We start from the raw sequence: 21,775 nt of genomic DNA on the forward strand, positions 1-21,775 counted from the left end.
CGTTTACCTGAACCAGACATGCGCTAGCATTGTTGTCGAAGCGCAAGGAGGTTCGCCATGCCCAAACTGATCCGCCTGTATATCACGCAAGTCGCCTGGGGTTTTGTCATTTCGGCCGTGTTTGTCGGGGTGCTCTTGGCGCTGAACGTCGCGAACCTTCGGCATCTGATCTCCGGGTCGGAAATCGGCCTGATCGCGTTGGTGATGATCTGGTTCATGAACGGCATCGTCTTTGCCGGCGTTCAGTTCGCGTACAAGATCATGAGCATGGCGGAAAAGCCGCAGGGGCCGCGTCGGGGAACACCGATCGCACACAGCTTCGAGCCGGCAACCGTGAAACAGGAAGCCCACGCAGGGCGCTGATATTTCAGGGAAAGTGCGGCGGGACCACCAGTCAACCGTGCGGTTTGATTCCCGAGGACCTGTATGTACAGGTGGGCGCCGGGTAATCAGGCCAGGACCTGAACAGAGCCAGCCCCCTCGGAATTGCTTAAGGCCACCAGAATGCTACCTGTCACAAGAAGGGCAGAACCCGCCACGCGCTTAAGTAGGGTGTCTGACGGGTTCGCGCAAGAGGTCAGGCGTCAACAGTTTCGTGCAATGATACACGCAACTTGCCGAAATGTTCATCCCACCCTTTGTCCAGAGCCAGGATCAGATCAAATGCTGCGACGCCTTGCGGTAATCCTTCGTGCACAAGCTCAAGACGTGTGCCGCCCAAGACCGGTTCCAATGTCCATTTGACCACGCTTACAGCGTCCCCCATCGGTTTGACGGTAAAGGTGTGTTCAAGATATTTGGGGGGGCGGGCGATACGGACCTCTCCCCAGATCAGTAAGTCGCCGCTTGTCGTGCCGAACATCTCAAGCTTCTGACCTTCTGCCAGTGTTCTTTCCGGTTTGTGGAACCATTCCGCCAGATGCTCCGGCTCCGTCAGATAGGCCCAAACGGTTTCCGGTTCCGCCCTGAGGAAAATCGATTTCTTCAATACGGCATCAGTCATTTTGTTTCCTTTCAATAGCTTCCTTGAGAGAGTTGAGGCGGTCGTCCCAGAACTGGTCAAAATAGCTGAGCCAGTCGAGCACCGGGGCCATGCCCTTAGGTTCAAGTCGATTGATGCGTTCCCGGCCGCGCGCTTCGACTGTGATCAACCCACCGTCGGACAGAATCGTCAGGTGTTTTTTGACCGCAGCCCGAGTTATGTCGAACCGGTCCGTCAACTGCCCGATCGTCATGTCCTGTGACGAGAGCAGTCGCACGATGTTCCGGCGTGTGGGATCGGCCAGCGCGCGAAACGCGTTTTGAGTTTGGTTCTCCATAAGCAACCTCAGGAATAGTACCGTTTGGTACTATATTAGTGCGATACCAAAAGGTACTATGTCAAGACGCAAAGGTGCTTTACTTTTGTTCGCTAATTGTTCACATTTTCGGCTATGACTTTGGATCTGCAACCTGGACAGAGACTGGCACGTGGCGTCGCTCGGCATCTTGCGGCGCATGGCTTTGTTTCCGTAGAAGAATTTGTGCCTGCGCGCGGGTTGCGCGTGGACGTGATGGGGCTGGGGCCAAAGGGTGAGTTGTGGGTGATTGAGTGCAAATCCAGCCGTGCCGATTATCAGTCGGATTCGAAATGGCAGGGCTATTTGGAATGGTGTGACCGATTCTTCTGGGCCGTCGATACAGAATTCCCGACCGATCTGTTGCCTGATGAAACAGGCCTGATCATCGCCGATGCCTATGATGCGGAAATCGTGCGTATGGCGCCCGAGGACAAAATCGCACCGGCGCGGCGCAAGAAGATGATCCAGAAATTTGCAACGGATGCCGCGCGCCGTTTACACGCGCTTCGGGATCCCAGGCTGTAAGGTCAGCCTTTGACCGCAAGGGCGGCTTGTACCGCAGCGCGAATTTCGTCGGCGATTTCTTCTGCTTCTTCCGGGTCAAAATCCATCGGTATTTCGATGCCGTCAGCTTCGATGAACAGGCGGACCATACCCTGATCGGTCGGACCGATTTGCAGGTTTGCCTGAATGTCGCGTTCGGTATTGATGCCCATCTGTGCCTCCGAGACTGAGCGTTCCTGCTAGCGCGCACGGGGTTGAGAATCAAGTCACCTTTGCGGTCAGATAAGATATGAAAGACGCCGTTCTCAGACCCTTTCACCCCGATGACGCCGCGTGGCTGGTTGAACAGCACGGTCTGCTTTATGCGCGCGACGAAGGGTTTGATGACAGCTTTGCGCCCCTGGTGGCCAGCATCCTTGACGACTTCATGGCCAACAGTGACCCCGAGCTTGAAAGAGGCTGGATCGCCGAGCAGGACGGGCAGCGTCTGGGCAGTATTTTCTGCGTTGCTGTTGACCGGAATACCGCCAAGTTGCGGCTGTTTCTGCTTGTTCCGAAAGCACGAGGGCTGGGGCTGGGAAAGCGCCTGCTGCAAGCATGCACTGCCTTCGCACGCGGGGCGGGATACAAAGAAATGGTTCTGTGGACGCACGAAAGCCATACCGCCGCCTGCGCACTTTACAAGGCGTCCGGCTGGGAATTGACAGACAGCAAAGCGGTGCATTCCTTCGGTGTCGACCTTGTCGAACAAAGCTGGAAATTTCGGCTTTAATCCTCTTGCATTCCGCGGGCGTGTTCGGTACATCGCCCCTCACGAGTGCCGCCTTAGCTCAGTTGGTTAGAGCGCTGGATTGTGGATCCAGAGGTCCCCTGTTCAAGCCAGGGAGGCGGTACCACTTCTCCCCTTTTGAATGTGCTAAAAAACGTGTGGGCGCGCGGTGATTGGCGTTGATTTGGTTTGGTGTCCAGACGTGACTGGCGCGCCGAAACTCAGCGCGCCAGGTTCAGTTTGAACCGCATCTTGGCCCGTTTTGCGACCGGTAGGTGCCGGTTCAGGCGTTTGTTGATCAGGCCAAAGCCCCCGACGATTACCAGCGTCAGCAGGATGAAATAGAACGCCAGTATCGGGTATGGGATGAACGGGTTGAACGTCTTGTCCGCAAAGTAACTGGCGTAATACAGGGCGTCTCCGCGTTGCTGCCAGGCCGGGAAGGCTGAAAAGAAGACCAGCGTTGTCGCGTGGAAAAGAAAGATTGCTTCGTTTGTGTAGGCAGGCCAGGCAAGCCGCAACATGGTGGGCCAGACGATCCGGCGAAAACGGGCCCAGCCTGACATGCCATAGGCATCGGCGGCTTCGATATCGCCCTTGGGAATGGACCTTAGCGCTCCGTAAAAGATCTCGCCTGAATAGGCGGCAGTGTTGAGGAACAGCACGATCAGCGCCCCCAGCCAGGCCGAGGTGAAGGCGTCGAACATCGGGTTGGATTTCTTCAGCGACAGGAACAGGAAATAAGCGAAGAAAAACTGGATAAACAAGGGCGAGCCGCGAAACAGGAAAATGAACCATTCCGAAGGCTTGCGAAGCCATTTGTTTGCTGACGCCTTGCCGACGGCCAGGGCCGTGGCCAGAAAGAAGCCGGTCGCCAGCGCCATGATCCCGAAATAGACATTCCAGATCATCCCCGACCCGATCAGCGTGAACTGTTCGCACAGGGTGAAGTCACTTTTGGGCAGTAGCCGCTCGCCGATACCCAGGGACCGAAGGCCGTAATCTTGAATCGTCTGCAAGCAGCTCATGCCGTGGTCTCCTTGCGCAGAAGCTCGCCGCCGGACGTGGCCTGCCCGTGGGACAGTTTCCGCATCAGCTTTTCAAGCCCAAGTTCAGACACGCGCGTCATGCCGAGGTAGAAGACAAGCAGGAACAGGAAGTACCACATGCGCCAGTCGCCATGCGGATACTGGGTGAACTTGGACGTCTTGGTGCCGCCAAGTTCGCGGGCCCAATAAACGATGTCTTCGATCCCCAGCAGGAACAGCAGCGGAGTAGCCTTGATGAGAACCATCCAAAGATTTGACAGGCCGGGCAGGGCATAAACCCACATCTGCGGCACAAGGATGCGCCAGAAGGTCTGACGACGGGACATGCCATATGCTTCGGCGGTTTCAAGCTGCGCGTGGGGCACGGCGCGCATTCCACCAAACAGAACGTTTGCCGCAAACGCCCCGAAAACAATCGAGAAGGTAACGACGGCCAGGAAGAAGCCATAGGTTTCATGCACCCATTCCGGTGCAGTCCCCAATGGCAGCTTGGCCGCCTGACAGACGATAAAGTCATTTCCCTGCCGGATCGGGTCGGTCCATTCGGGGCACAATATCTTGTGCCGCGTCCATTCGAACGCCTGATCCAACGCTATCACGAAAAACAGGAAGAAAGCGATGTCCGGGACACCGCGCACGATGGCAATATACCCTTTGCCCAGCCAGCTCAGGGGCGGGAAATGTGATCGGGCGGCCATTGCGCCAACAAAACCAAACGCCAATGCGACCGGCGCGGTCACCGCCAGCAATCCCAACACCTTGAGGAACGACAGGTAGAAGGACCAGTGCACGCCGTTGGTCAGGTAGCAGGAGAACCAGCGGAATGTTCCGAGCGTGTCAGGGTCAGCGCAATAGGAAAACATGAAGCGTCTTTCGAACGTCATACCCGGTTATTCCACCGGGCAGGGTTCGGCGCGATGGACGCGCCGAACCGCTTGATACGGATTAGTTTGTAACGACCGAACCGTCAGCGTTGTAGGTCGGAACGCCTTCGCCGAACCACTTGATGATCAGTTCATTCAACGAACCGTCCGCTTTCATCGATGTGATCGCCTCATCGAACTTTCCACGCAGTTCGCCATCCGATTCACGGATGCCCAGCCCGATGCCACCGCCCAGCGGCACGTCATCACCCACAAAGACCAGCTCTCCGGCGGATTCCTCGACGATCGGCACCAGGAAGTCCTTGTCGGCAAACACGGCATCGGCTTCACCGTTGCGCACGGCTGCGATGGTTTCTTCCGGAGTTGCAAACTCGACCAGTGTCGCGCCCGACTCGGCTACGTGGCCTGCCTGAATGGTGGCGGTCTGTGCGGCAACGACGCCGGTGGAGACATCAACATCCTCGGACGCACCGACATAGGCCGAAGCCGCAGGCGGGAAGTAGTTCTGGGTGAAGTCGATGACTTCGTCACGTTCGTCGGTGATCGACATGCCTGCGATGATGGTGTCGTAGTTGCCCGAGACCAGGTTCGGAATGATCGAATCCCAGTCGTTCTTGACCCATTCACATTCCAGATTTGCGCGCTTGCACAGTTCGTCGCCGACTTCACGCTCGAAGCCGTCGATTTCGCCCGCATCATTGATGAAGTTGTACGGAGGGTAGGCGCCCTCGGTCCCCATGCGGACCGTGTCGGCCATGGCGATACCGGCGGTCAGGGCCAGTGCGGCAGTGGACAGAATCAGATTTTTCATTGGTTGCTCCCCAGTTTGGTTCTGTTTTTGAAGTTAAGCCGCCTGAGTGGCGGAGAGAAAACCCCGAAGCCGTTCGGATTCAGGAGATGTGAAGATATCTTCCGGCGTGCCTTCTTCCTCGATCAGGCCCTGGTGCAGGAACACCACGTGGCTTGAAATGTCGGCGGCCATTTTCATGTCATGCGTTACGATGATCATGGTGCGCCCTTCGGCGGCCAGGTCCTTGATCACCTTTATCACTTCCTGTTCCAGTTCAGGGTCCAAAGCCGAAGTCGGTTCATCAAACAGCAGGGCTTCGGGTTCCATGCACAGGCCGCGGGCGATGGCGGCGCGTTGTTGCTGCCCCCCTGACAATTGCGCCGGATAGGCGTCGCATTTGTCGCCGATGCCAACTTTGTCCAGATACTTGCGCGCGCTGTCTTCAACCTCGGCCCTGTCGCGCCCCAGAACGGTCACTGGGGCCTCCATCACATTTTGCAGGATGGTCATATGAGCCCAAAGATTGAACTGTTGAAACACCATCGACAGGTTGGTGCGTATGCGCAGAACCTGTTTGGAGTCGGCGGGGCGGCGCCCGTGCTTTTCCCCGGACCATTTGACAGGCTCACCCTTGAAAAGGATTTCTCCTTGCTGGCTGTCCTCCAAAAGGTTGCAGCACCGCAAAAGCGTCGATTTGCCGGACCCAGACGACCCAATCAGTGATACCACGTCACCGCGATGTGCCGTGATATCGACCCCCTTCAACACCTCTAGATTTCCGAAGCTTTTGTGAAGGTCTTTGATTTCGATGACGGGGGCAGTTTCTGTCACGGGCAGTCCAGTGGTTGGTGGTGTTGGTGCGGTACTAGGACCGAAAAAAAAGGTCAATGCAATGCGCAAATGACAGAATCAAGCGGAGAAACATCCAAATTGGCCAAAATCAGTCGTCAAATTGGGCAGTCGCTGATCCGCTATCTTTGGGAGAAGGCGGAGTGGGGACCGCCAGGTAGTGCGCCGCGGGAATATCGATCAACCCGCGTATATGCAGAAATCGTTGGTCGTCGTCGCAAAGCTGGTCAATTGCGGCCCGAACAGCGCCTGCAATGACCTGCGGATTCTGACTCATCGATGTGATGTAGGGAAGGGTCGGAGTCGGAGTCGTTGTTGCCAGTTCGCGCAGTTTGGTTCCCAAATTGCTATGTTGTTGCAGCATCAGCCACGTCAACATGTCCAGCGCGGCAAAGTCCGCTTTGCCACCTGCGACGGCTTGGGCAGACAGCGCATGCCCGCCGGTTTCCAACAGTCCGGCGGGGTGCAGGTTTGCCTGGATCATATGTGTGATCGGGGCTGCCCAGCCGGATTGGGACAAGCCCTCATTATACGCGAAAACCCCTGTGCTCAGCCCCGCCAGATCCCGGTCGTCGTCATTCCGTGCCACAAAGACCGAGCAATAGTATCCGGGGGGACATCCAGGCAGGTCGTAGTCCGGAGTGCCAACCAGTTGCACGTGACCATGCAATCGGGTTCGAAACGGCATGCCGCAGGTTTGTGCCAGAATCAGGTTTGGGTCCTGCCAGACCGCCCACACGTCTTTGTCGCGGTTAAGGTGTTCGGGACCTGATCCAAGTTGGGCACGAATCAGGTTCCAGAACCTGTCATTGGCGGCTTGCAGGGCAGGCATGTCATACATGCCCAGCATGGCAATCACGATTTTGCAGCCTTTTGCCGTGCCAAAGCGGAATCCACGTCACTTACGCCCAGAAGACTGACCACCAGACGCAGCAGCGAATCTTCCTCGCTGGTGCGGTGCCCATCGGCCAATGCCACGGACCACAGCGCCTGAACGACCGCAAGCCGATCTTCATAGGCAACCGCCTCTTTGATGGCTCGGGTAAAGCGGACGGTGTCCGGGGCCTCGGCCTCAAGATCTTCGGCGCGGGCACGCAGGGCGGCGCATTCGAACGGGGACAGGCCATAGCGTTGCGCCGAAATTCGGTCGATACGGGCCATTTCGGTATCGGAATAGTCATTGTCGGACCGCGCCAGACGCACCAGCAGGGCCGTAAGGGCCAGGCGGGCATCATCGTCGACAAGAGGATCGGGCTGAGGCTGCGTAAGCCTGGAAAGAAACTCACTGAACATGCGTTAGATATAGCGAGCGTCTAACTCACATCCAAGCGGCTTTGAACGCGTTCACGCGCAGCCTTGCTGTCGTTAAAGCTTAACCCCATGGCAACGCGGGCTTCCTCGACGATTTTCACCTCGCCTTCGTCGGTGTTTCCATCTGCCAGGACAACTTCCCACAGCGCATCCAGAGCGGCCAGGCGTTCCTTCAGATCCGTGGTCTCGCGGATCAGCTTGCCGAAGGTATCGGTATCCGGCGCGGCCGCATGAAGCTTTTCGCAAGTGGCGCGCACCTTGGCTGCTTCGATTGCGTTATGCTGGTAAAGACGGGCCAGGATTTTGTCGATCAGGCGGATCTCTTCCAGCTTGTAGTCCCGATCAGCCTGCGCCACGCGCACCATGAGCGCGCCCAGAGCAAGTTCGGCATCCGGGTCCGGAAGATGTTCATGCTGGGGCGGTCTGAGCGCCTGAAGGAACTTTTTCAACATGGTAAAAGATTATTCCATATTTTGTGGTGCGCCAAGCGTAGTCTACCCGTCATAGCCCTGAATGATCACAAGATCGCCCATCGATACCGGGGCGCGCAGTGCTTTGGCTTTCTGGTATGCTTCGCTTTCGTAACAGGCAAGCGCATCCTCATAGCTGGGAAATTCGATCACAACGGTCCGGGCGCGCGCTGCGCCTTCCTTCACTTCGCGCTTTCCTCCGCGTGTCAGAAAGCGCGCACCATAAGCTTTAAAGGGCTCCGCATTTGCAGCAATGTAGGTCTTGTACGTGTCCATGTCGTCCACATCGACATGTGCAACCCAATAGCCTTTCATCAGGCTTGCCTCCTGTTCGGTTTCAAAAGCAGGGTGATGAGAAGTGGCGGCAATTGCAATCCCACAACTTCAGGGTGATCAGTCGCGGTAGTGAATAGCGGCGTGTGCCTGATCTGTTAACCACTTGATCATCTGACGATAAGGAACCGGGCCATAGCTGACGCGCGCCACCCCAAGTTCAGCCAGGCGGAGAGTGCCGGGGGTGCCGGGCAGGGCGATGATGTTGACTGGCAGGTTGGTACGCTCGCACAGATGGCCGATCATCGCCTCGTCTTTCAGCCCCGGAGCAAAAAAACCGCTGGCACCCGCTGCCTCATAGGCCGAAGCACGGGCAATGGCGTCGTTCAGCATGGCCTCATCATGTGTTTCTGCCGGGGCCTTCAGGAAAATGTCAGTTCTTGCGTTGACATAGGCAGGTATGCCCACGTCTTCGCAGGCCGCGCGCATGGCTTCGATACGTTTGGCCTGAACCGCTGTATCGTACAGCCCGTCGCCGCCGATGATCTGATCTTCGAAGTTGAAACCAACCACGCCGCAATCCAGCGCACGCTTGACGTTTTGCGCAATGCCCTGTGGATCTTCGGCATATGCCCCTTCGAAATCCAGTGTCACCGGAAGATCAACCGCTGCAACGATGCGGCGCGCATTGTCCAATGCGGTCTCAAGCGGGATGTTCTGACCGTCGCCAAAACCCTGTGCCATGGCGACAGGTGCGCTGCCTGTGGCAATGGCTTGCGCGCCAGCATCCCGCACCGCGCCGGCACTGCCGGCATCCCAGATGTTGAACAGAATGACGGGGTCGCCCTTTTTGTGAAGGCTGGCAAAGGTCTTCGCGCGTTGGGATTGATCGCTCATCGAGGCTCTCCTGTCGTGGTGTGATCAACAGTTAACCCCATGAGGGCAGACCGAGTAGAGGTTTTTTTGCTCGGCAGCGTCACATTGAAGTGACGGAAACTGCACGGCCCGGTCCATGGCAAGATGGTCCGGGCCATGCTGGTGCATGGACAAGCGGCGGTGCGTGCCTCAGGCTTCTTCTGCCGCGCCGGATACAAATTTTGCGCTGAAGTTGGCCTCACCCAAACGCTTCAACAGGTTCAGCTGAGTGTCCAGCCAGTCCTTGTGGCCTTCTTCTTCCAGCAAGATGCGTTCGAACAGGGTCCTTGACCCGACATCGCCGACCTCGGCGGCCTGCAACGCGGCCTTGGTATAGAAGTCGACTGCCTCGGTTTCATCCTTCAGGTCCGCGGCAAACATGTCTTCCAGAGACCCCGCTGCGACTGGACTTTTCTGAAACGCAAGCTCGGGCACGCCGCCAAGGAACAGGATACGCTCGATGAACGCGTCGGAGTGACCCAATTCTTCCTGCATTTCAGCGCGCATTTTTTCGGCAAGGATGTCCAGCCCCCAGTCCTCCAGCACATGGGCATGCAGCTGGTACTGGTGCGCTGCCGTCAGCTCCATATGAAGCGCTTGCTGGAGGTTGGTAATCGTTGTTGCGTTGCTCATCGGAAATCTCCTGAAACTCTGAACGGCATAGAGCCTGCGAAGCAGAAATTCTGCTTGCACATACAGTTAAGAGATCAGCCCGCACAAAACAACGCGGGGTGACAGTCCGACACAGCCCAGGGTCAGACCAGGCGAGAAGTGTCTTTCGCAGCGCGCACGAAATCGCGGAACAGGGGATGCGGGTCGAACGGTTTGGACTTCAGTTCCGGGTGGTACTGCACGCCGATGAACCATGGGTGATCTGACCATTCTACGATTTCTGGCAGGCGTCCGTCCGGCGACATGCCCGAGAAGTTGAGCCCGGCCTTTTCAAGCTGCTCACGGTACTTGATGTCCACTTCATAGCGGTGACGGTGGCGCTCTTCGATCTGTGTGCCGCCATAAACTTCAGCGACTTTCGATCCTTCTGCCAGCACCGCATTGTAAGCGCCCAGGCGCATGGTGCCGCCCTTGTCGTCACCGACCTTGCGTTCGACCTTGTGATTGCCCTGCACCCATTCCTTCAGATGGTACACGACAGGTTCAAAACGTTTCTTCCCGGCTTCGTGGTCGAATTCTTCCGAACCAGCTTCCTTGATGCCAGCCGCATTTCGGGCGGCCTCGATCACGGCCATCTGCATCCCAAGGCAGATGCCCAGATAGGGGACTTTGTGCTCGCGCGCATATTGCGCGGCCTTGATTTTGCCCTCTGTGCCGCGTTCGCCAAAGCCTCCGGGGACGAGGATGGCGTGGAAACCCTCAAGATGGGGGGCGACGTCTTCGTTGTCGAACACCTCGGCGTCAACCCATTCGACCTTGACCTTGACCCGGTTGGCCATGCCGCCATGGGTCAGCGCCTCGGCAATCGATTTATAGGCGTCTTCAAGCTGCGTATACTTGCCTACGATGGCGACCTTCACTTCGCCCTCGGCGTTGTGGATGCGGTCGCTGACGTCTTCCCATTTTGCCAGATCGGGTTTGGGCGCTGGGCTGATCTGGAACGCGTCCAGAACGGCCTGATCCAGACCTTCGCGGTGATAGGCCAGCGGCGCGTCATAGATGGTGCTCAGGTCCTGCGCTGCGATCACGCTGTCGGGGCGCACGTTACAGAACAGCGCCAGTTTCTCGCGCTCCTTGGTCGGGATCGGACCTTCAGAGCGACAGACCAGAATATCCGGCGCCAGACCGATCGAGCGCAGTTCCTTCACCGAGTGCTGAGTCGGTTTGGTTTTCAGCTCGCCCGAGGCCTTGATATAAGGCAGCAGCGTCAGGTGCATGAAGATGCACTGCCCGCGCGGCTTGTCCTGACTGAACTGGCGGATCGCCTCGAAAAACGGTAGGCCCTCAATATCGCCCACGGTGCCACCGATTTCGCACAGCATGAAATCAACCTCATCCTCGCCGATGGCGATGAAATCCTTGATCTCGTTGGTGACGTGCGGGATCACCTGAATGGTCTTACCCAGATAGTCCCCGCGGCGTTCCTTTTCGAGCACGTTGGAATAGATCCGCCCCGAACTGACCGAGTCGGTCTTGCGCGCGGCCACGCCGGTGAATCGTTCGTAATGGCCCAGGTCCAGATCGGTTTCGGCCCCGTCATCGGTGACGAACACTTCGCCATGTTCAAACGGCGACATCGTGCCGGGATCGACGTTCAGATAGGGGTCCAGCTTGCGCAGCCGCACCGAATATCCCCGGGCTTGCAAAAGCGCGCCCAACGCCGCCGAAGCCAGTCCTTTGCCCAAGGACGAAACCACACCACCAGTGATGAAAATAAATCGCGCCATAGTTTTTCGGCTGCTCCCGTGAGACGTCAAAATCAGCTGCCCGACGGTTTCGAAAAACCGCTGCATCACGGGACTTCACGTATAAAGGATTCGCGCCAAAAGCGCAAGAGAACCGCAAGATGCTGTTGCAGTCCTCTTCCATGTTTCTAGGTTTTGTAGGTCAGTCGGCCTGCGGGATCAGCGGCGCGTTGTCGCCCTGTGCAGGCGGCAGAAGGTCATCCGCCGACGGAATTGCCGGAGTATTTTCTTCGTTTGAAGCCGGAGCCGGCACGCCCAAACGGTCGATCACCGAGCTGCCCGAAGATTTCTGCGCCGCCAGAATGGTCAGCGTGATCGAGGTCACGATGAAGCAAGCGGCAAGGATCCAGGTCAGTTTGCCCAAAGCGGTCGCTGCTGCACGGCCTGTCATGGCTCCGCCACCACCGCCACCCATGCCAAGGCCACCGCCTTCGGACCGCTGCATCAGAACAACGGCAATCAAGCCTAGGGCCAAAAGAAGGTGGATGATGAGAACGACGTTTTCCATGGTGTTCCTGTACAGCGTGGCGTGTATCGCGTGGTATCTATGCAAGTTTGCCAGCGGGGGCAAGTGAGGAGTTCGCATCACTGCACGTGATATGTCATATCACGTCAAAGGGACTGGACAGAACGCCGATGCGTGACGCAGGCTGCGGCCCATGCCTCATGACGACCACGACCACCCGCACGCCCTTTTGCCGCCCGAACCCGCGCTTCGCATCAAAGCGCTGGAAACGATTCTGACCCGCAAGGGCTTGATCGACCCGGCGGCTCTGGACGAAATCATAGACACCTATCAGAACAGGATTGGCCCGCAGAACGGCGCGCGGGTGGTTGCCAAAGCCTGGAGCGACCCAGCTTTCAAGGCCGCTCTGCTGGAAGACGCCACCTCGATGGTCGCGGATCTTGGTTACTATGGACGCCAGGGCGAACACATGGTTGTTGTCGAGAACACGCCAACCCGACACAACATGGTCGTCTGCACCTTGTGCAGCTGCTATCCTTGGCCGTTGCTGGGTATCCCGCCGGGCTGGTACAAATCTGATGCCTACCGTGCCCGAGCGGTGCGTGAACCCCGCAAGGTACTGGCCGAATTCGGCCTCACCCTGCCTGAAGACTCTTCGGTGCGGGTGTGGGATTCGACCGCCGAGGTTCGCTATCTCGTTCTGCCGATGCGTCCCGATGGAACTGATGGGATGAGCGAGGAGGCGCTTTCCGCACTTGTGACACGTGACAGCATGATCGGCACGGGTTTGCCGAAGGCCCCTTCATGACCCGCGTTCACGATATGGGCGGCCGCTTTGGAGATGGTCCGATAAATCCCGAGGCCGAGGACGCGCCGGTTTTTGCCGAAGACTGGCACGCACGGGCGCTGGCAGTGACACTTGCATCCGGCTTTCTGGGGCAGTGGAATATCGACGTATCCCGCCACGCAAGGGAACGGTTGTCGCCAAAGGACTATACCCGGTTTTCATATTACGAGAAATGGATTTCGGGCCTGGCTGACCTGTTGGTAGAACACGGCGTTCTTTCTCTGGATGACCTGCGCAGCGGCGGAGAGGATGGGCCGCATCCGTTGGCAGAACGGATGCTCAAGGCGGACGCCGTGTCAGCCGCTCTGGCCAAAGGTGGACCGGCGGACAGATCTTCGAACGTGGCGGTGCAGTTTTCTGTCGGTCAACAGGTGGTCACGACCCGTCCGGCGGGAAATCGCATTGTGGATGGCGGGCACACACGCCTGCCGAATTATGCGTCCGGTGCCAGGGGGCGAATACTGCGCCTGCACGGAACCCATGTCCTGCCCGATTCCAATGCTCATGGGCTGGGCGAAGCGCCTGAACCGATCTATGCCGTGGTCTTCCCCGCATCGGAACTTTGGACCAGCCCGGAGCATCCGGATGACGAAGTGGTACTGGATCTCTGGCAAAGCTATCTGGAACCGGCATGAGCGGCTGCAACGAACATTCAGCCCCAGAACCGGTGTTTGCCGAACCCTGGCACGCTCAGGTCTTTGCCGTCACCGTTGCCCTGAACGAGGCCGGGCGGTTCGAATGGGCGGATTGGGCGGCCCGGTTCTCGGACACGTTGAAGCGCCACGGGCTCGCGCGAGAGCTGGACGGCGGCGACGACTATTTCCGTGCATGGCTGGAAACGCTCGAAGGGTTGCTGGCCGAGCAGGGCGTCTCGTCGCCGCAGGAGGTGAAAGGGCTACATAAATCTTGGGAAAAGGCTTATCTGACGACACCTCATGGGCAACCGGTGCATCTGCGTTGATGCCGGGCAGGGGGCTCTGCCCCCGCCGCCCGTTCCGTGCGGCTCCCCCGGGATATTTTCAGCCAGATGAAGCAGGGGATCCGCTTTTCATCTGGCCATAAATATCCCCGCCGGAGGCATCGCGTGTTCGCGCGATTTTCATCTGCGGCGAAATATCGGTTTCCCTGCCGTTTCCGCCCAGCTATATGAGCCGGGTTTGATAACTCAGCGCAAAAGGACCGGATATGGCCAACGTGGTTGTTGTCGGCGCCCAGTGGGGTGACGAAGGAAAAGGCAAGATCGTCGACTGGCTCAGCGAACGGGCGGACGTGATCGCGCGTTTTCAGGGCGGGCATAATGCCGGACATACGCTGGTGATTGATGGCGAAGTTTACAAGCTGCACGCTCTGCCGTCCGGTGTCGTGCGCGGCGGTAAGCTGAGCGTCATCGGCAACGGCGTGGTGTTGGACCCTTGGCATCTGGTCAAGGAAATCGCGACCATCCAGGCACAAGGTGTAGAGATCACCCCCGATACGCTGATGATTGCCGAGAACACCCCGTTGATCCTGCCGATCCACGGTGAATTGGATCGCGCTCGTGAAGAGGCGGCCAGTAAGGGGACCAAGATCGGCACAACAGGTCGTGGGATTGGACCGGCCTATGAAGACAAGGTCGGGCGTCGTTCTGTTCGTGTCGCGGATCTGGCGGATGAAGCCACGCTCGAGGCTCGGGTGGACCGTGCTTTGCAGCACCATGACCCGCTGCGCAAAGGTCTGGGAATCGAACCGGTCGACCGCGACGCGCTGATTGCCCAATTGAAAGAGATCGCGCAGAGCATCCTGCCTTTTGCCGCGCCTGTGTGGAAAGTTTTGAACGAAAAGCGCAAAGCCGGAAAACGCATCCTGTTCGAAGGGGCGCAAGGCGCGCTGCTGGACATTGATTTCGGCACCTATCCATTCGTGACCTCGTCCAACGTGATCGCAGGACAAGCTGCGACAGGTGTGGGGATAGGACCGGGCTCGATCGACTTTGTTCTGGGGATTGTAAAAGCCTACACCACCCGAGTCGGCGAAGGCCCATTCCCGACAGAACTTGAGGATGCGGATGGTCAGCGCCTTGGGGAACGCGGACATGAGTTTGGAACAACAACAGGTCGCAAGCGCCGCTGTGGCTGGTTCGATGCGTGCCTTGTCCGTCAGACCTGTGCGACCAGTGGCGTGAACGGTATTTCTCTGACAAAACTGGACGTTCTGGACGGGTTCGAAACCCTGAAGATCTGCACAGGCTATGAGCTGGACGGTGAACGCTTGGACTATCTTCCGACAGCGGCTGACCAGCAGGCGCGCTGCACCCCGATTTACGAAGAAATGCCGGGCTGGAGCGAATCCACCGAAGGCGCGCGCAGCTGGGCCGAATTGCCTGCCAACGCAATCAAGTATGTGCGCCGGGTCGAAGAGCTGATCGAATGCCCTGTGGCCCTTTTGTCCACCAGCCCGGAGCGGGACGACACCATTCTGGTGACCGACCCGTTTGCTGATTGATGAACAAAGAGCAGAAAAAAGGTCTGAGCTACAAGGCGCGCCGGCGCTGGTCGTTGGTTATACTTGTGATCGGCCTGCCACTTTATATTGTGGCGGTGGTGACGGTTCTGAACTGGCTGGAGCGCCCCAAAATATGGGTGGAACTTCTGGTCTATATCGTTCTGGGCATTCTTTGGGCCCTGCCGTTCAAGTTCGTTTTTCGCGGCGTTGGCAAAGAGGACCCGGATCAATCCTGAGCCGGGCCATTGCTCGGACCAAGGCGGCAGGTCGGGCCCGGTACAATGGGCAACGTCGAGTCGTGTTTGACTAACGGGCGTTTGTCTCTGGACGCGCCATAGCAAAAGGGCCGGGGTGCACCCGGCCCTTTTTTTGTCAATTGGCGAGGTTAGTCAGCCTACCGCGCGCTCATCATCAGGACGGAAGCCGATCAGGTCAGAGGCCGCAAAACGGCCGCCACCGGCTTTTTCGATCTTTCCATCGCGCAGCAGCTGTCCGAAGGAACGCAGGCTTTCTTCGCGATTGAACTCATCCTGCTTCAAAGAACGGACCTTGTTCATCAGTTGCGGGCGCGAGAATTGCTGCTGCCCTTCGATGAAGGACAGGTAGGCCGCCGCGGCTTCAAGCAGGTCCTGAAGCGACTGTGCACCCTGATCTTGTGCGAATTGCGCAAAACCGCCTTCTTCCGACCCGGCTTCCTCCACCTGAGTGGTCACGCGACGCGGCATCACGGGGCCGTTGGATTCGCTTTGATCGTCCACGCGCTGCTCGGCAACCAGTTTCAACGGAGCCGGAGCATCTGCTTCCGGGCGTATGCTGGTCACGTTTACTTCGGGGCGGCGCGGGCTGACCGCTGACGCAAGATCAACGCGATACTCATCAACAGGCGAGGTGTTCGGGGCCGGTTGGTCATCACGGTCGGCCTCGGTCGCGGCAACGGCGGTGCGAAGGTGCGAATAGGTTTCTCGCGCGTCGCTGCTGGACGGATCCTCCATATGTTCACCGGTTTTGGCCATCAGTCGCGAGATATCCTGATCAGGATCGGCGTCATCCGTCAGTTTTTGGCTAGAACGGCCTGCCATGTCTTTTTCGATTTCGGAAATCTCGGACAGCAGCTGAATTTCGTCCTCTTCCGACAATACTCCTTGCGCCTGATCGTCTTGCGGCTCGTCACTTGCTTCATCTTCGGATTCGATCGCCACGTCTTCGACGTTGAGGATGTTTGGAACATCCTCCTCGTCGATTTCCTCGTCGGTATCCTCTTCAAGATCCGAGAACAGGGGCTCAACAGGAAGCTGCGCGGAGTCGGTTGCGACCTTGATATCTTCATCCCGCAGGTGGTCGGGGGTCAGCTGCACCTGCTGTTCGGAATTGCTTTCGATATTCGGCTCGGCGGATTCGAAGGCCTGGTTTTCAGATTCTGCCGGCGCGTCGTCTTGCACGTCTTCGGCGTCAAGCGCTTGCATATCCTCGATTTCCGAAGCCTCGGGCTGGGCAGGTTCAGCAAAGTCTTCTTCGTTGAGAGCGCCTGCTTCGAACGCGGCGGCCACGGCGTCCACTGGGGGGGCGGTGTTGGCCAGCAGCGAAGATTCCTCGTCTTCGGAATAGGCAGTGGAGGGGACGTCCGAATGGGAAACAACGGCCCGGATGCGTTGCAGTTTTGCGGCAATGCTGTCGGCCGGCGGAGATGTGGTGGCGTCGACGGCCTCCGCGTCCGTGAACGCGGTCAGCCCCGGGCTTGCTTGGGTATTTTCGGGAGGGGGGGTGGTCATGGCATCTGCATTTTGCGCTTGCGGGACCGGTGCGTCAGACGCGACCGGTGCCGGGGCTTCGGTGTTTGGAGCGGCACGCAGCAGAAGCCCGGATTCGTTTTGGCTGGCTTCGACGCGTTGCGATGCGTCGCGGCGTGCGATACGGGTCAGCATTTCGGCGTCTGGTTGTGGAGGCTCTGAGCCGAAGTAACGATCATCCGCGGCAAGATCGCGGAAATATTCGGCAATGGCTTTCATCGTTTCAAAGGAATCGTCGAATCCTTCCAAAGTGCAGGAGAAGGTTCCATATGAAACGGTTAATACCTTGTTATTCTGTACCATCAGACGCACGTCCTTTACAAACTACGAGAGCCCACTTACCCGGAATCGGGAGCACACGAAGGCTCTGAACTTTATGCATGAACCTATCATTTTGTGGTCTTAATGTGTCCAAATCCGGGAAAAATGGCCAATCTTAGGAAAAATGAACCAATTGTACGCTCTGCCGATCCAATCGGGCTGTTTGGGGGTGGTTTTGTTGGTCCCGAGGACCTGAATTTGGTGCTGAACCGCGTCACTTCAGTCGTAGCGGCGGATGGTGGGGCGGCAGTTCTGACAGAATCAGGCCGGATTCCGGACGCGGTCATCGGGGATTTCGATTCGCTGGACAAAGCAACAAAAGCCAAAATCCCGTCTGACCGGCTTTTTGCCATTCGTGAACAGGACAGCACCGATTTCGACAAGGCCTTGCGCAATGTGCAGGCTCCACTGGTTTTGGGGGCCGGTTTTCTGGGCGGACGGCTTGATCATCAGCTTGCTGTTCTGAACGTGCTGGTCAGACGTCAGGAACAGGCCTGCATTCTGCTGGGCGCGCATGAGGTGGTGTTTCACGCGCCTCGCCAAATCCGGCTGCCGGTTTTGCCCGGGGATGTGGTGTCGCTGTTTCCAATGCGCCCTGTGACCGGGCGCAGCACCGGGCTGGAATGGCCCATCGACGGCCTGCGGTTGCAACCGGACGACCGGGTGGGCACCTCTAATCGCGCGCTGTCAGTGGTTGAATTGCAGATGGATGGCCCGGGCCTGTTGGTGATGGTTCCCCGCGCCGCACTCGATCCGCTCATGCAGGTGTTTCTGTCGGGGCAGAGCGAGCGGTGGCCCGTTCGCGAAGAATAACGTACAAACCGGCGGCGACGGTGATCATGATCCCAACCGCTGCCAGTCCGTCAGGCAGGTCGCTGAAGATTGCCCAGCCAATCAGGGTTGCCACCGGGATTTCCAGATATTGCATCGGGGCCAGCGTGGCCGAAGGTGCATAGCGCAGCGACCATGTCATCAGCAGATGCGCGACAGTTCCCAGAATGCCGATAGCGATCAGCAGCCAAAACATGTCGGGGGCGGGCAAGGCGGCTGACAGGTTCCAGATACCAAGCGATGTTCCGATCACAAGGACAGGAACCAGCCCCACAGTGGCCATGACACCAGACACCGCCTGCAAGGAAATCGGATCAGTTTCCTTGGCGATTTGCCGCGTGACCAGCATGAAAAGGGCAAAGACCACGGCAACGATCAACGGCAGCAGGGCAGGTAAGCCCACCTCGGCAAAGCTGGGCTGGATGACCAGAAGTGTGCCGATGAAACCGACGATGCAGGCTACGAGGCGCCGCGCGCCGACCTCTTCGCCCAGAACGTATCTGCCCAGCAGCAACATGATGAACGGCATGACAAAGGCAATGGCGACCGCATCAGCCAGGGGCAGGAACTGCAACGCACTGAACATCGCGGTTATGCCGATGATGTGCAGCAGCGTGCGGATGATTGTCAGGCGCAGGATGCGCCCGTGCATCCGCCAGGGCCGGCCTGTCATCATCACCAGCGGAATGAGAATCAGCGCTTGCACCGCGAACCGGGCTGCAACCAGCAAACCCAACGGTGTCGTTTCGCCCAACAGCTTTGCCATCGCATCCCCCAAGGGTGCAAGCACGCAAAAACCGAGCATCAAAAAGATGCCCAAGACGGGACGATCCTGAGTCATGCGCGCGACGCTATCTGCTTCGCGGCGCAGTGGAAAGGTCGAATGTCAGGCGTCGAGCAGGGGGTGAACCTTTGTGTAATCCGGTCCGGTGCAGGTGGGCAGGTTGTCATCCAGATGCAGCCAGCTCAGTCTTTCCTCATGAGCCACGTGCAATGTGGGCTGCATTGCCTCGGGGGTCTCCAAAGTGGCGACGTATAGATGCAGCACATCCGACATTTTGGCCGAGCGGAACGAGATTGGCGTGCCACAATCCGGGCAAAAGCTGCGCTCGACTCCGGGCGAAGAGTTGAAGCGTTTCGGCTCTTCTCCGATCCAGCGCCAGTGACCGTCACGAACCGCGAAATAGGTTGTCATCGGCGCGGCGCATTGGCGTCGGCAGCTGTCGCAATGACAGGTGACGCAGGACAGGGCAGGAGGGTCGATCTCGTACTTGATGCTGCCGCAGAGGCAATGTCCACGCATATCGACCCCCATTTGTTGCGATATCAGCAGTTTGGCACGTTCACGGCCAATCCGCCAAGCGAGGTTTCCTTGTATTTTTCGTGCATGTCATGGCCGGTCTGACGCATCGTCTCGATCACCGCATCCAGCGGCACGAAATGCTCTCCATCCCCGCGAAGGGACAAAGACGCAGCGGACACAGCCTTGATGGCCCCCAGCCCGTTGCGTTCGATACAGGGCACCTGAACCAGCCCGGCGACGGGATCGCAGGTCATGCCCAGATGATGCTCCAACGCGATCTCGGCGGCGTTTTCAACCTGTTCAGGCGTACCGCCCATCACGGCGCAGAGCCCCGCCGCGGCCATGGCTGATGCGCTGCCGACCTCGGCCTGACACCCCGCTTCGGCACCCGAGATGGACGCATTGTATTTGACCAGCCCGCCAATCGCGGCCGCGGTCAGAAGGAAATCTTCGATATGGCTCTCCGAGGCACCGGGAACGTGATCCAGGTAATAGCGCAACACCGCAGGAAGAACGCCCGCTGCCCCGTTGGTCGGTGCCGTTACGACTTGCCCACCGGCGGCGTTTTCTTCGTTGACCGCCATGGCGTAGACGCTCATCCAGTCGTTGATCGTGTGCGGCGCGGTCAGGTTCATGCCGCGTTCGGCGATCAGCGCGTCATAGATACCCTTTGCCCTGCGTCGCACTTTTAGCCCGCCGGGCAGAATGCCGTCGGTCCTCAAACCGCGTTCGATACAGGCATTCATGACGTCCCACAGACGAGCGCATCCTTTGGCGAAACTGTCGGCGCAGCCGCGCGCGATCTCATTGGCGCGCTTCATCTCGGCGATGGTTTTGCCGCTGGACTTGGCCATCTCAAGCATTTCAGCCGCGGATTTGAACGGGAACGGCACCGGTGCGCCCTCATCCGTTGCCTTGCCTTCGGCCAGTTCTTCTTCGGTCAGGACAAAGCCGCCACCGATGGAATAGAATACCTGGCGCAGGATCACGTCCCCCTGCGCGTCCGTGGCCATCAGGATCATCCCGTTGGCGTGTCCCGGCAGGTTGGTGTCATAGTCGAAGATCAGGTCTGTTTTGGGATCGAACTGAAGCGTCGGCAGGCCGTCGGGGGTAACCGTGTGCGTCTTGGCGATATCCGCCAATGCGGCCTCGGCCTTGTTGTTGTCATAGGTGTCCGGAACAAAGCCGGCCAGGCCCAGAATGGTCGCCCGGTCGGTCGCATGGCCGACGCCGGTAAAGGCGAGCGAGCCATGCAGCGAGCCCTTCAGACCCGCAAATTCGAAAGGTGAAGCACGCATCATATCCAGAAAGCGCGCCGCTGCCACCATGGGGCCCATGGTGTGCGAGGAGGACGGGCCGATGCCCACTTTGAACATATCGAAGACAGAGAGGAACATGTCAGGTAGCTGAGCCTTCTAAGGGGTTGGCGTAAATAGGAGAGGTGTACGGTGCGGGGCCCAGGCCCTCGGCCACGATGGCCGTGTGGGTGGCGGGGCGTGTCTCGAGCTGTGCCAGGATGGTTTGCAGGGTCGGGGTGTCAGACAGCGCATACCAACTGCGATTTGCATCGGCCGGATACAAGGCCATCCAACGCATCATGCAGGCGACATAATAGGTCAGAACCGACGGGCATTCCGCGCAGAACCAGGCTGGCGCGCGTTTTGCCAGCGCGTCCAGCAGTTGCAGGTGCTGCTTTAAACGGGGTCGGATGCCTGCACGCAGGGTATCAGCCTGTGGCGGGGTGATGTATTTCTCGGCATAGAAAAGAATGCGCAGATCGGCGTGCAGCGTGTTGGACGCAAAGAACAGCCATTTCAAAAACTCGGCGCGTTCGGGGGCGTCTGCCGCCGGGGCCAGTTGCCCGTGGCGCTCGGACAGCCACAGCAGAATTGCCGCCGTTTCAAAGATCGGCCCTTGCGGAGTTTCAAGCACCGGGATCAGCCCGTTGGGGTTCAATGACCTGTACGCCGCGCTGTCCTGTTCGTTTCGACGGCGATCGACCAGCACAGCTTCATAGGGCACACCCATTTCTTCCAGCACCAGCCGGATCACCAGCGAGGCGTTGTCAGGGGCGTAGTGCAGGCGGTATCGGTTCAACATGCGGGCAATCTATATGACAAAGATGAGGGCGTAAGACATGATTGCGACGTTTCCGATAGGAAACGCGC

Annotated in this window: 29 protein-coding genes and 1 tRNA gene; 10 read left to right on the plus strand and 20 right to left on the minus strand. The window is 58.4% G+C overall.

Features of this window, described 5'->3' with window-relative positions; translation table 11 throughout:
* Window positions 1–57 precede the first annotated feature (57 nt).
* Window positions 58–363 (plus strand): hypothetical protein, encoded by a 306-nt coding sequence (locus ACR0I0_RS01180; protein WP_480489859.1) that lies wholly within the window; start codon window positions 58–60, stop codon window positions 361–363.
* Between the two features lie 214 nt (window positions 364–577).
* Here ACR0I0_RS01180 and ACR0I0_RS01185 read toward each other — a convergent pair whose 3' ends face one another.
* Together ACR0I0_RS01185 and ACR0I0_RS01190 are read right to left on the minus strand one after the other, a co-directional pair.
* Window positions 578–1,003: an SRPBCC family protein gene (locus ACR0I0_RS01185; protein ID WP_210092160.1), complete on the minus strand. Its 426-nt coding sequence runs from the start codon at window positions 1,001–1,003 to the stop codon at window positions 578–580.
* Window positions 996–1,319: an ArsR/SmtB family transcription factor gene (locus ACR0I0_RS01190; RefSeq protein WP_480489861.1), complete on the minus strand. Its 324-nt coding sequence runs from the start codon at window positions 1,317–1,319 to the stop codon at window positions 996–998. The genes ACR0I0_RS01185 and ACR0I0_RS01190 overlap by 8 nt, the downstream gene beginning before the upstream one ends.
* Window positions 1,320–1,433: 114 nt before the next feature.
* Between ACR0I0_RS01190 and ACR0I0_RS01195 the strand changes: the two genes are divergently transcribed.
* Window positions 1,434–1,865 carry an MmcB family DNA repair protein gene (locus ACR0I0_RS01195; protein WP_152457561.1) on the plus strand — a complete coding sequence of 144 codons (432 nt, stop codon included), beginning with the start codon at window positions 1,434–1,436 and terminating at the stop codon, window positions 1,863–1,865.
* A gap of 2 nt (window positions 1,866–1,867) precedes the next feature.
* Here ACR0I0_RS01195 and ACR0I0_RS01200 read toward each other — a convergent pair whose 3' ends face one another.
* On the minus strand, window positions 1,868–2,056 hold the full coding sequence (locus tag ACR0I0_RS01200; RefSeq protein ID WP_152457562.1) for a DUF6324 family protein: 189 nt from the start codon (window positions 2,054–2,056) through the stop codon (window positions 1,868–1,870).
* 77 nt (window positions 2,057–2,133) lie between these two features.
* Between ACR0I0_RS01200 and ACR0I0_RS01205 the strand changes: the two genes are divergently transcribed.
* The gene (locus tag ACR0I0_RS01205) at window positions 2,134–2,616 is read left to right on the plus strand and encodes a GNAT family N-acetyltransferase (protein WP_171633403.1); all 483 of its coding nucleotides are present in this window, start codon (window positions 2,134–2,136) and stop codon (window positions 2,614–2,616) included.
* A gap of 47 nt (window positions 2,617–2,663) precedes the next feature.
* A tRNA-His gene (locus ACR0I0_RS01210) sits at window positions 2,664–2,740 on the plus strand.
* A 94-nt stretch (window positions 2,741–2,834) separates the two neighbouring features.
* On the opposite strand, the gene ACR0I0_RS01215 is transcribed toward ACR0I0_RS01210, so the two are convergent.
* The 12 genes from ACR0I0_RS01215 to secG all read right to left on the minus strand — a co-directional run bounded on the left by ACR0I0_RS01215 (window position 2,835) and on the right by secG (window position 12,079).
* A complete protein-coding gene (locus ACR0I0_RS01215) occupies window positions 2,835–3,641 on the minus strand; it encodes an ABC transporter permease (RefSeq protein ID WP_152457564.1) in 807 nt (268 codons plus the stop codon).
* Window positions 3,638–4,525, minus strand: coding sequence for an ABC transporter permease (locus ACR0I0_RS01220; protein ID WP_171170555.1), 888 nt, complete (start codon window positions 4,523–4,525; stop codon window positions 3,638–3,640). The genes ACR0I0_RS01215 and ACR0I0_RS01220 overlap by 4 nt, the downstream gene beginning before the upstream one ends.
* A gap of 82 nt (window positions 4,526–4,607) precedes the next feature.
* Window positions 4,608–5,357: a transporter substrate-binding domain-containing protein gene (locus ACR0I0_RS01225; protein ID WP_171723514.1), complete on the minus strand. Its 750-nt coding sequence runs from the start codon at window positions 5,355–5,357 to the stop codon at window positions 4,608–4,610.
* A gap of 33 nt (window positions 5,358–5,390) precedes the next feature.
* Window positions 5,391–6,167, minus strand: coding sequence for an ABC transporter ATP-binding protein (locus tag ACR0I0_RS01230; protein WP_171633399.1), 777 nt, complete (start codon window positions 6,165–6,167; stop codon window positions 5,391–5,393).
* Between the two features lie 109 nt (window positions 6,168–6,276).
* Entirely contained in the window at window positions 6,277–7,035 is a 759-nt protein-coding gene (locus ACR0I0_RS01235) for a phosphate/phosphite/phosphonate ABC transporter substrate-binding protein (protein ID WP_480490744.1), read from the minus strand.
* Between the two features lie 5 nt (window positions 7,036–7,040).
* Window positions 7,041–7,478 (minus strand): tellurite resistance TerB family protein, encoded by a 438-nt coding sequence (locus ACR0I0_RS01240; protein ID WP_152457569.1) that lies wholly within the window; start codon window positions 7,476–7,478, stop codon window positions 7,041–7,043.
* A gap of 20 nt (window positions 7,479–7,498) precedes the next feature.
* Window positions 7,499–7,948, minus strand: coding sequence for a tellurite resistance TerB family protein (locus tag ACR0I0_RS01245; RefSeq protein ID WP_152457570.1), 450 nt, complete (start codon window positions 7,946–7,948; stop codon window positions 7,499–7,501).
* 42 nt (window positions 7,949–7,990) lie between these two features.
* On the minus strand, window positions 7,991–8,284 hold the full coding sequence (locus tag ACR0I0_RS01250; protein ID WP_209833731.1) for a DUF1330 domain-containing protein: 294 nt from the start codon (window positions 8,282–8,284) through the stop codon (window positions 7,991–7,993).
* 75 nt (window positions 8,285–8,359) lie between these two features.
* Window positions 8,360–9,136 (minus strand): isocitrate lyase/PEP mutase family protein, encoded by a 777-nt coding sequence (locus tag ACR0I0_RS01255; protein WP_209833468.1) that lies wholly within the window; start codon window positions 9,134–9,136, stop codon window positions 8,360–8,362.
* A 168-nt stretch (window positions 9,137–9,304) separates the two neighbouring features.
* Window positions 9,305–9,787 carry a bacterioferritin gene (locus ACR0I0_RS01260; protein ID WP_152457573.1) on the minus strand — a complete coding sequence of 161 codons (483 nt, stop codon included), beginning with the start codon at window positions 9,785–9,787 and terminating at the stop codon, window positions 9,305–9,307.
* 122 nt (window positions 9,788–9,909) lie between these two features.
* Complete coding sequence (locus tag ACR0I0_RS01265; RefSeq protein WP_209833466.1) at window positions 9,910–11,553, minus strand: CTP synthase; 1,644 nt, start codon at window positions 11,551–11,553, stop codon at window positions 9,910–9,912.
* 160 nt (window positions 11,554–11,713) lie between these two features.
* Complete coding sequence (gene secG, locus ACR0I0_RS01270) at window positions 11,714–12,079, minus strand: preprotein translocase subunit SecG (RefSeq protein WP_171723509.1); 366 nt, start codon at window positions 12,077–12,079, stop codon at window positions 11,714–11,716.
* 151 nt (window positions 12,080–12,230) lie between these two features.
* Here secG and nthA point away from each other — a divergent pair, with 151 nt between their 5' ends.
* From nthA to ACR0I0_RS01295, 5 genes are all read left to right on the plus strand, one after another.
* Window positions 12,231–12,845: a nitrile hydratase subunit alpha gene (gene nthA / locus ACR0I0_RS01275; RefSeq protein WP_480489866.1), complete on the plus strand. Its 615-nt coding sequence runs from the start codon at window positions 12,231–12,233 to the stop codon at window positions 12,843–12,845.
* On the plus strand, window positions 12,842–13,519 hold the full coding sequence (gene nthB, locus ACR0I0_RS01280) for a nitrile hydratase subunit beta (protein ID WP_171723508.1): 678 nt from the start codon (window positions 12,842–12,844) through the stop codon (window positions 13,517–13,519). Before nthA ends, nthB begins: the two co-directional genes overlap by 4 nt.
* Window positions 13,516–13,845, plus strand: a complete 330-nt coding sequence (locus tag ACR0I0_RS01285; protein ID WP_171723507.1) for a nitrile hydratase accessory protein — start codon at window positions 13,516–13,518, stop codon at window positions 13,843–13,845. Before nthB ends, ACR0I0_RS01285 begins: the two co-directional genes overlap by 4 nt.
* Window positions 13,846–14,069: 224 nt before the next feature.
* Window positions 14,070–15,365, plus strand: coding sequence for an adenylosuccinate synthase (locus ACR0I0_RS01290; RefSeq protein WP_480489869.1), 1,296 nt, complete (start codon window positions 14,070–14,072; stop codon window positions 15,363–15,365).
* Window positions 15,365–15,601: a DUF2842 domain-containing protein gene (locus tag ACR0I0_RS01295; RefSeq protein WP_480489871.1), complete on the plus strand. Its 237-nt coding sequence runs from the start codon at window positions 15,365–15,367 to the stop codon at window positions 15,599–15,601. Before ACR0I0_RS01290 ends, ACR0I0_RS01295 begins: the two co-directional genes overlap by 1 nt.
* A 153-nt stretch (window positions 15,602–15,754) precedes the next feature.
* Here ACR0I0_RS01295 and ACR0I0_RS01300 read toward each other — a convergent pair whose 3' ends face one another.
* Window positions 15,755–17,455 (minus strand): hypothetical protein, encoded by a 1,701-nt coding sequence (locus ACR0I0_RS01300; RefSeq protein WP_480489873.1) that lies wholly within the window; start codon window positions 17,453–17,455, stop codon window positions 15,755–15,757.
* A 219-nt stretch (window positions 17,456–17,674) separates the two neighbouring features.
* Here ACR0I0_RS01300 and ACR0I0_RS01305 point away from each other — a divergent pair, with 219 nt between their 5' ends.
* A complete protein-coding gene (locus ACR0I0_RS01305) occupies window positions 17,675–18,286 on the plus strand; it encodes a thiamine diphosphokinase (RefSeq protein WP_348539509.1) in 612 nt (203 codons plus the stop codon).
* Here the strand turns inward: ACR0I0_RS01305 and ACR0I0_RS01310 are convergent.
* The 4 genes from ACR0I0_RS01310 to ACR0I0_RS01325 are packed head-to-tail and all read right to left on the minus strand — an operon-like array spanning window position 18,231 to window position 21,707.
* Window positions 18,231–19,145, minus strand: a complete 915-nt coding sequence (locus tag ACR0I0_RS01310) for a DMT family transporter (protein WP_171723504.1) — start codon at window positions 19,143–19,145, stop codon at window positions 18,231–18,233. The two genes, ACR0I0_RS01305 and ACR0I0_RS01310, sit on opposite strands and share 56 nt — an antisense overlap.
* 45 nt (window positions 19,146–19,190) lie before the next feature.
* On the minus strand, window positions 19,191–19,607 hold the full coding sequence (locus ACR0I0_RS01315) for a GFA family protein (protein ID WP_480489875.1): 417 nt from the start codon (window positions 19,605–19,607) through the stop codon (window positions 19,191–19,193).
* Window positions 19,608–19,630: 23 nt separating this feature from the next.
* The gene (locus ACR0I0_RS01320; protein ID WP_171633361.1) at window positions 19,631–21,004 is read right to left on the minus strand and encodes an L-serine ammonia-lyase; all 1,374 of its coding nucleotides are present in this window, start codon (window positions 21,002–21,004) and stop codon (window positions 19,631–19,633) included.
* Between the two features lies 1 nt (window position 21,005).
* Window positions 21,006–21,707 carry a glutathione S-transferase family protein gene (locus ACR0I0_RS01325; RefSeq protein WP_210092170.1) on the minus strand — a complete coding sequence of 234 codons (702 nt, stop codon included), beginning with the start codon at window positions 21,705–21,707 and terminating at the stop codon, window positions 21,006–21,008.
* Window positions 21,708–21,775 lie beyond the last annotated feature (68 nt).

The sequence above is a fragment of the Ruegeria sp. AG6 genome (assembly GCF_056541565.1).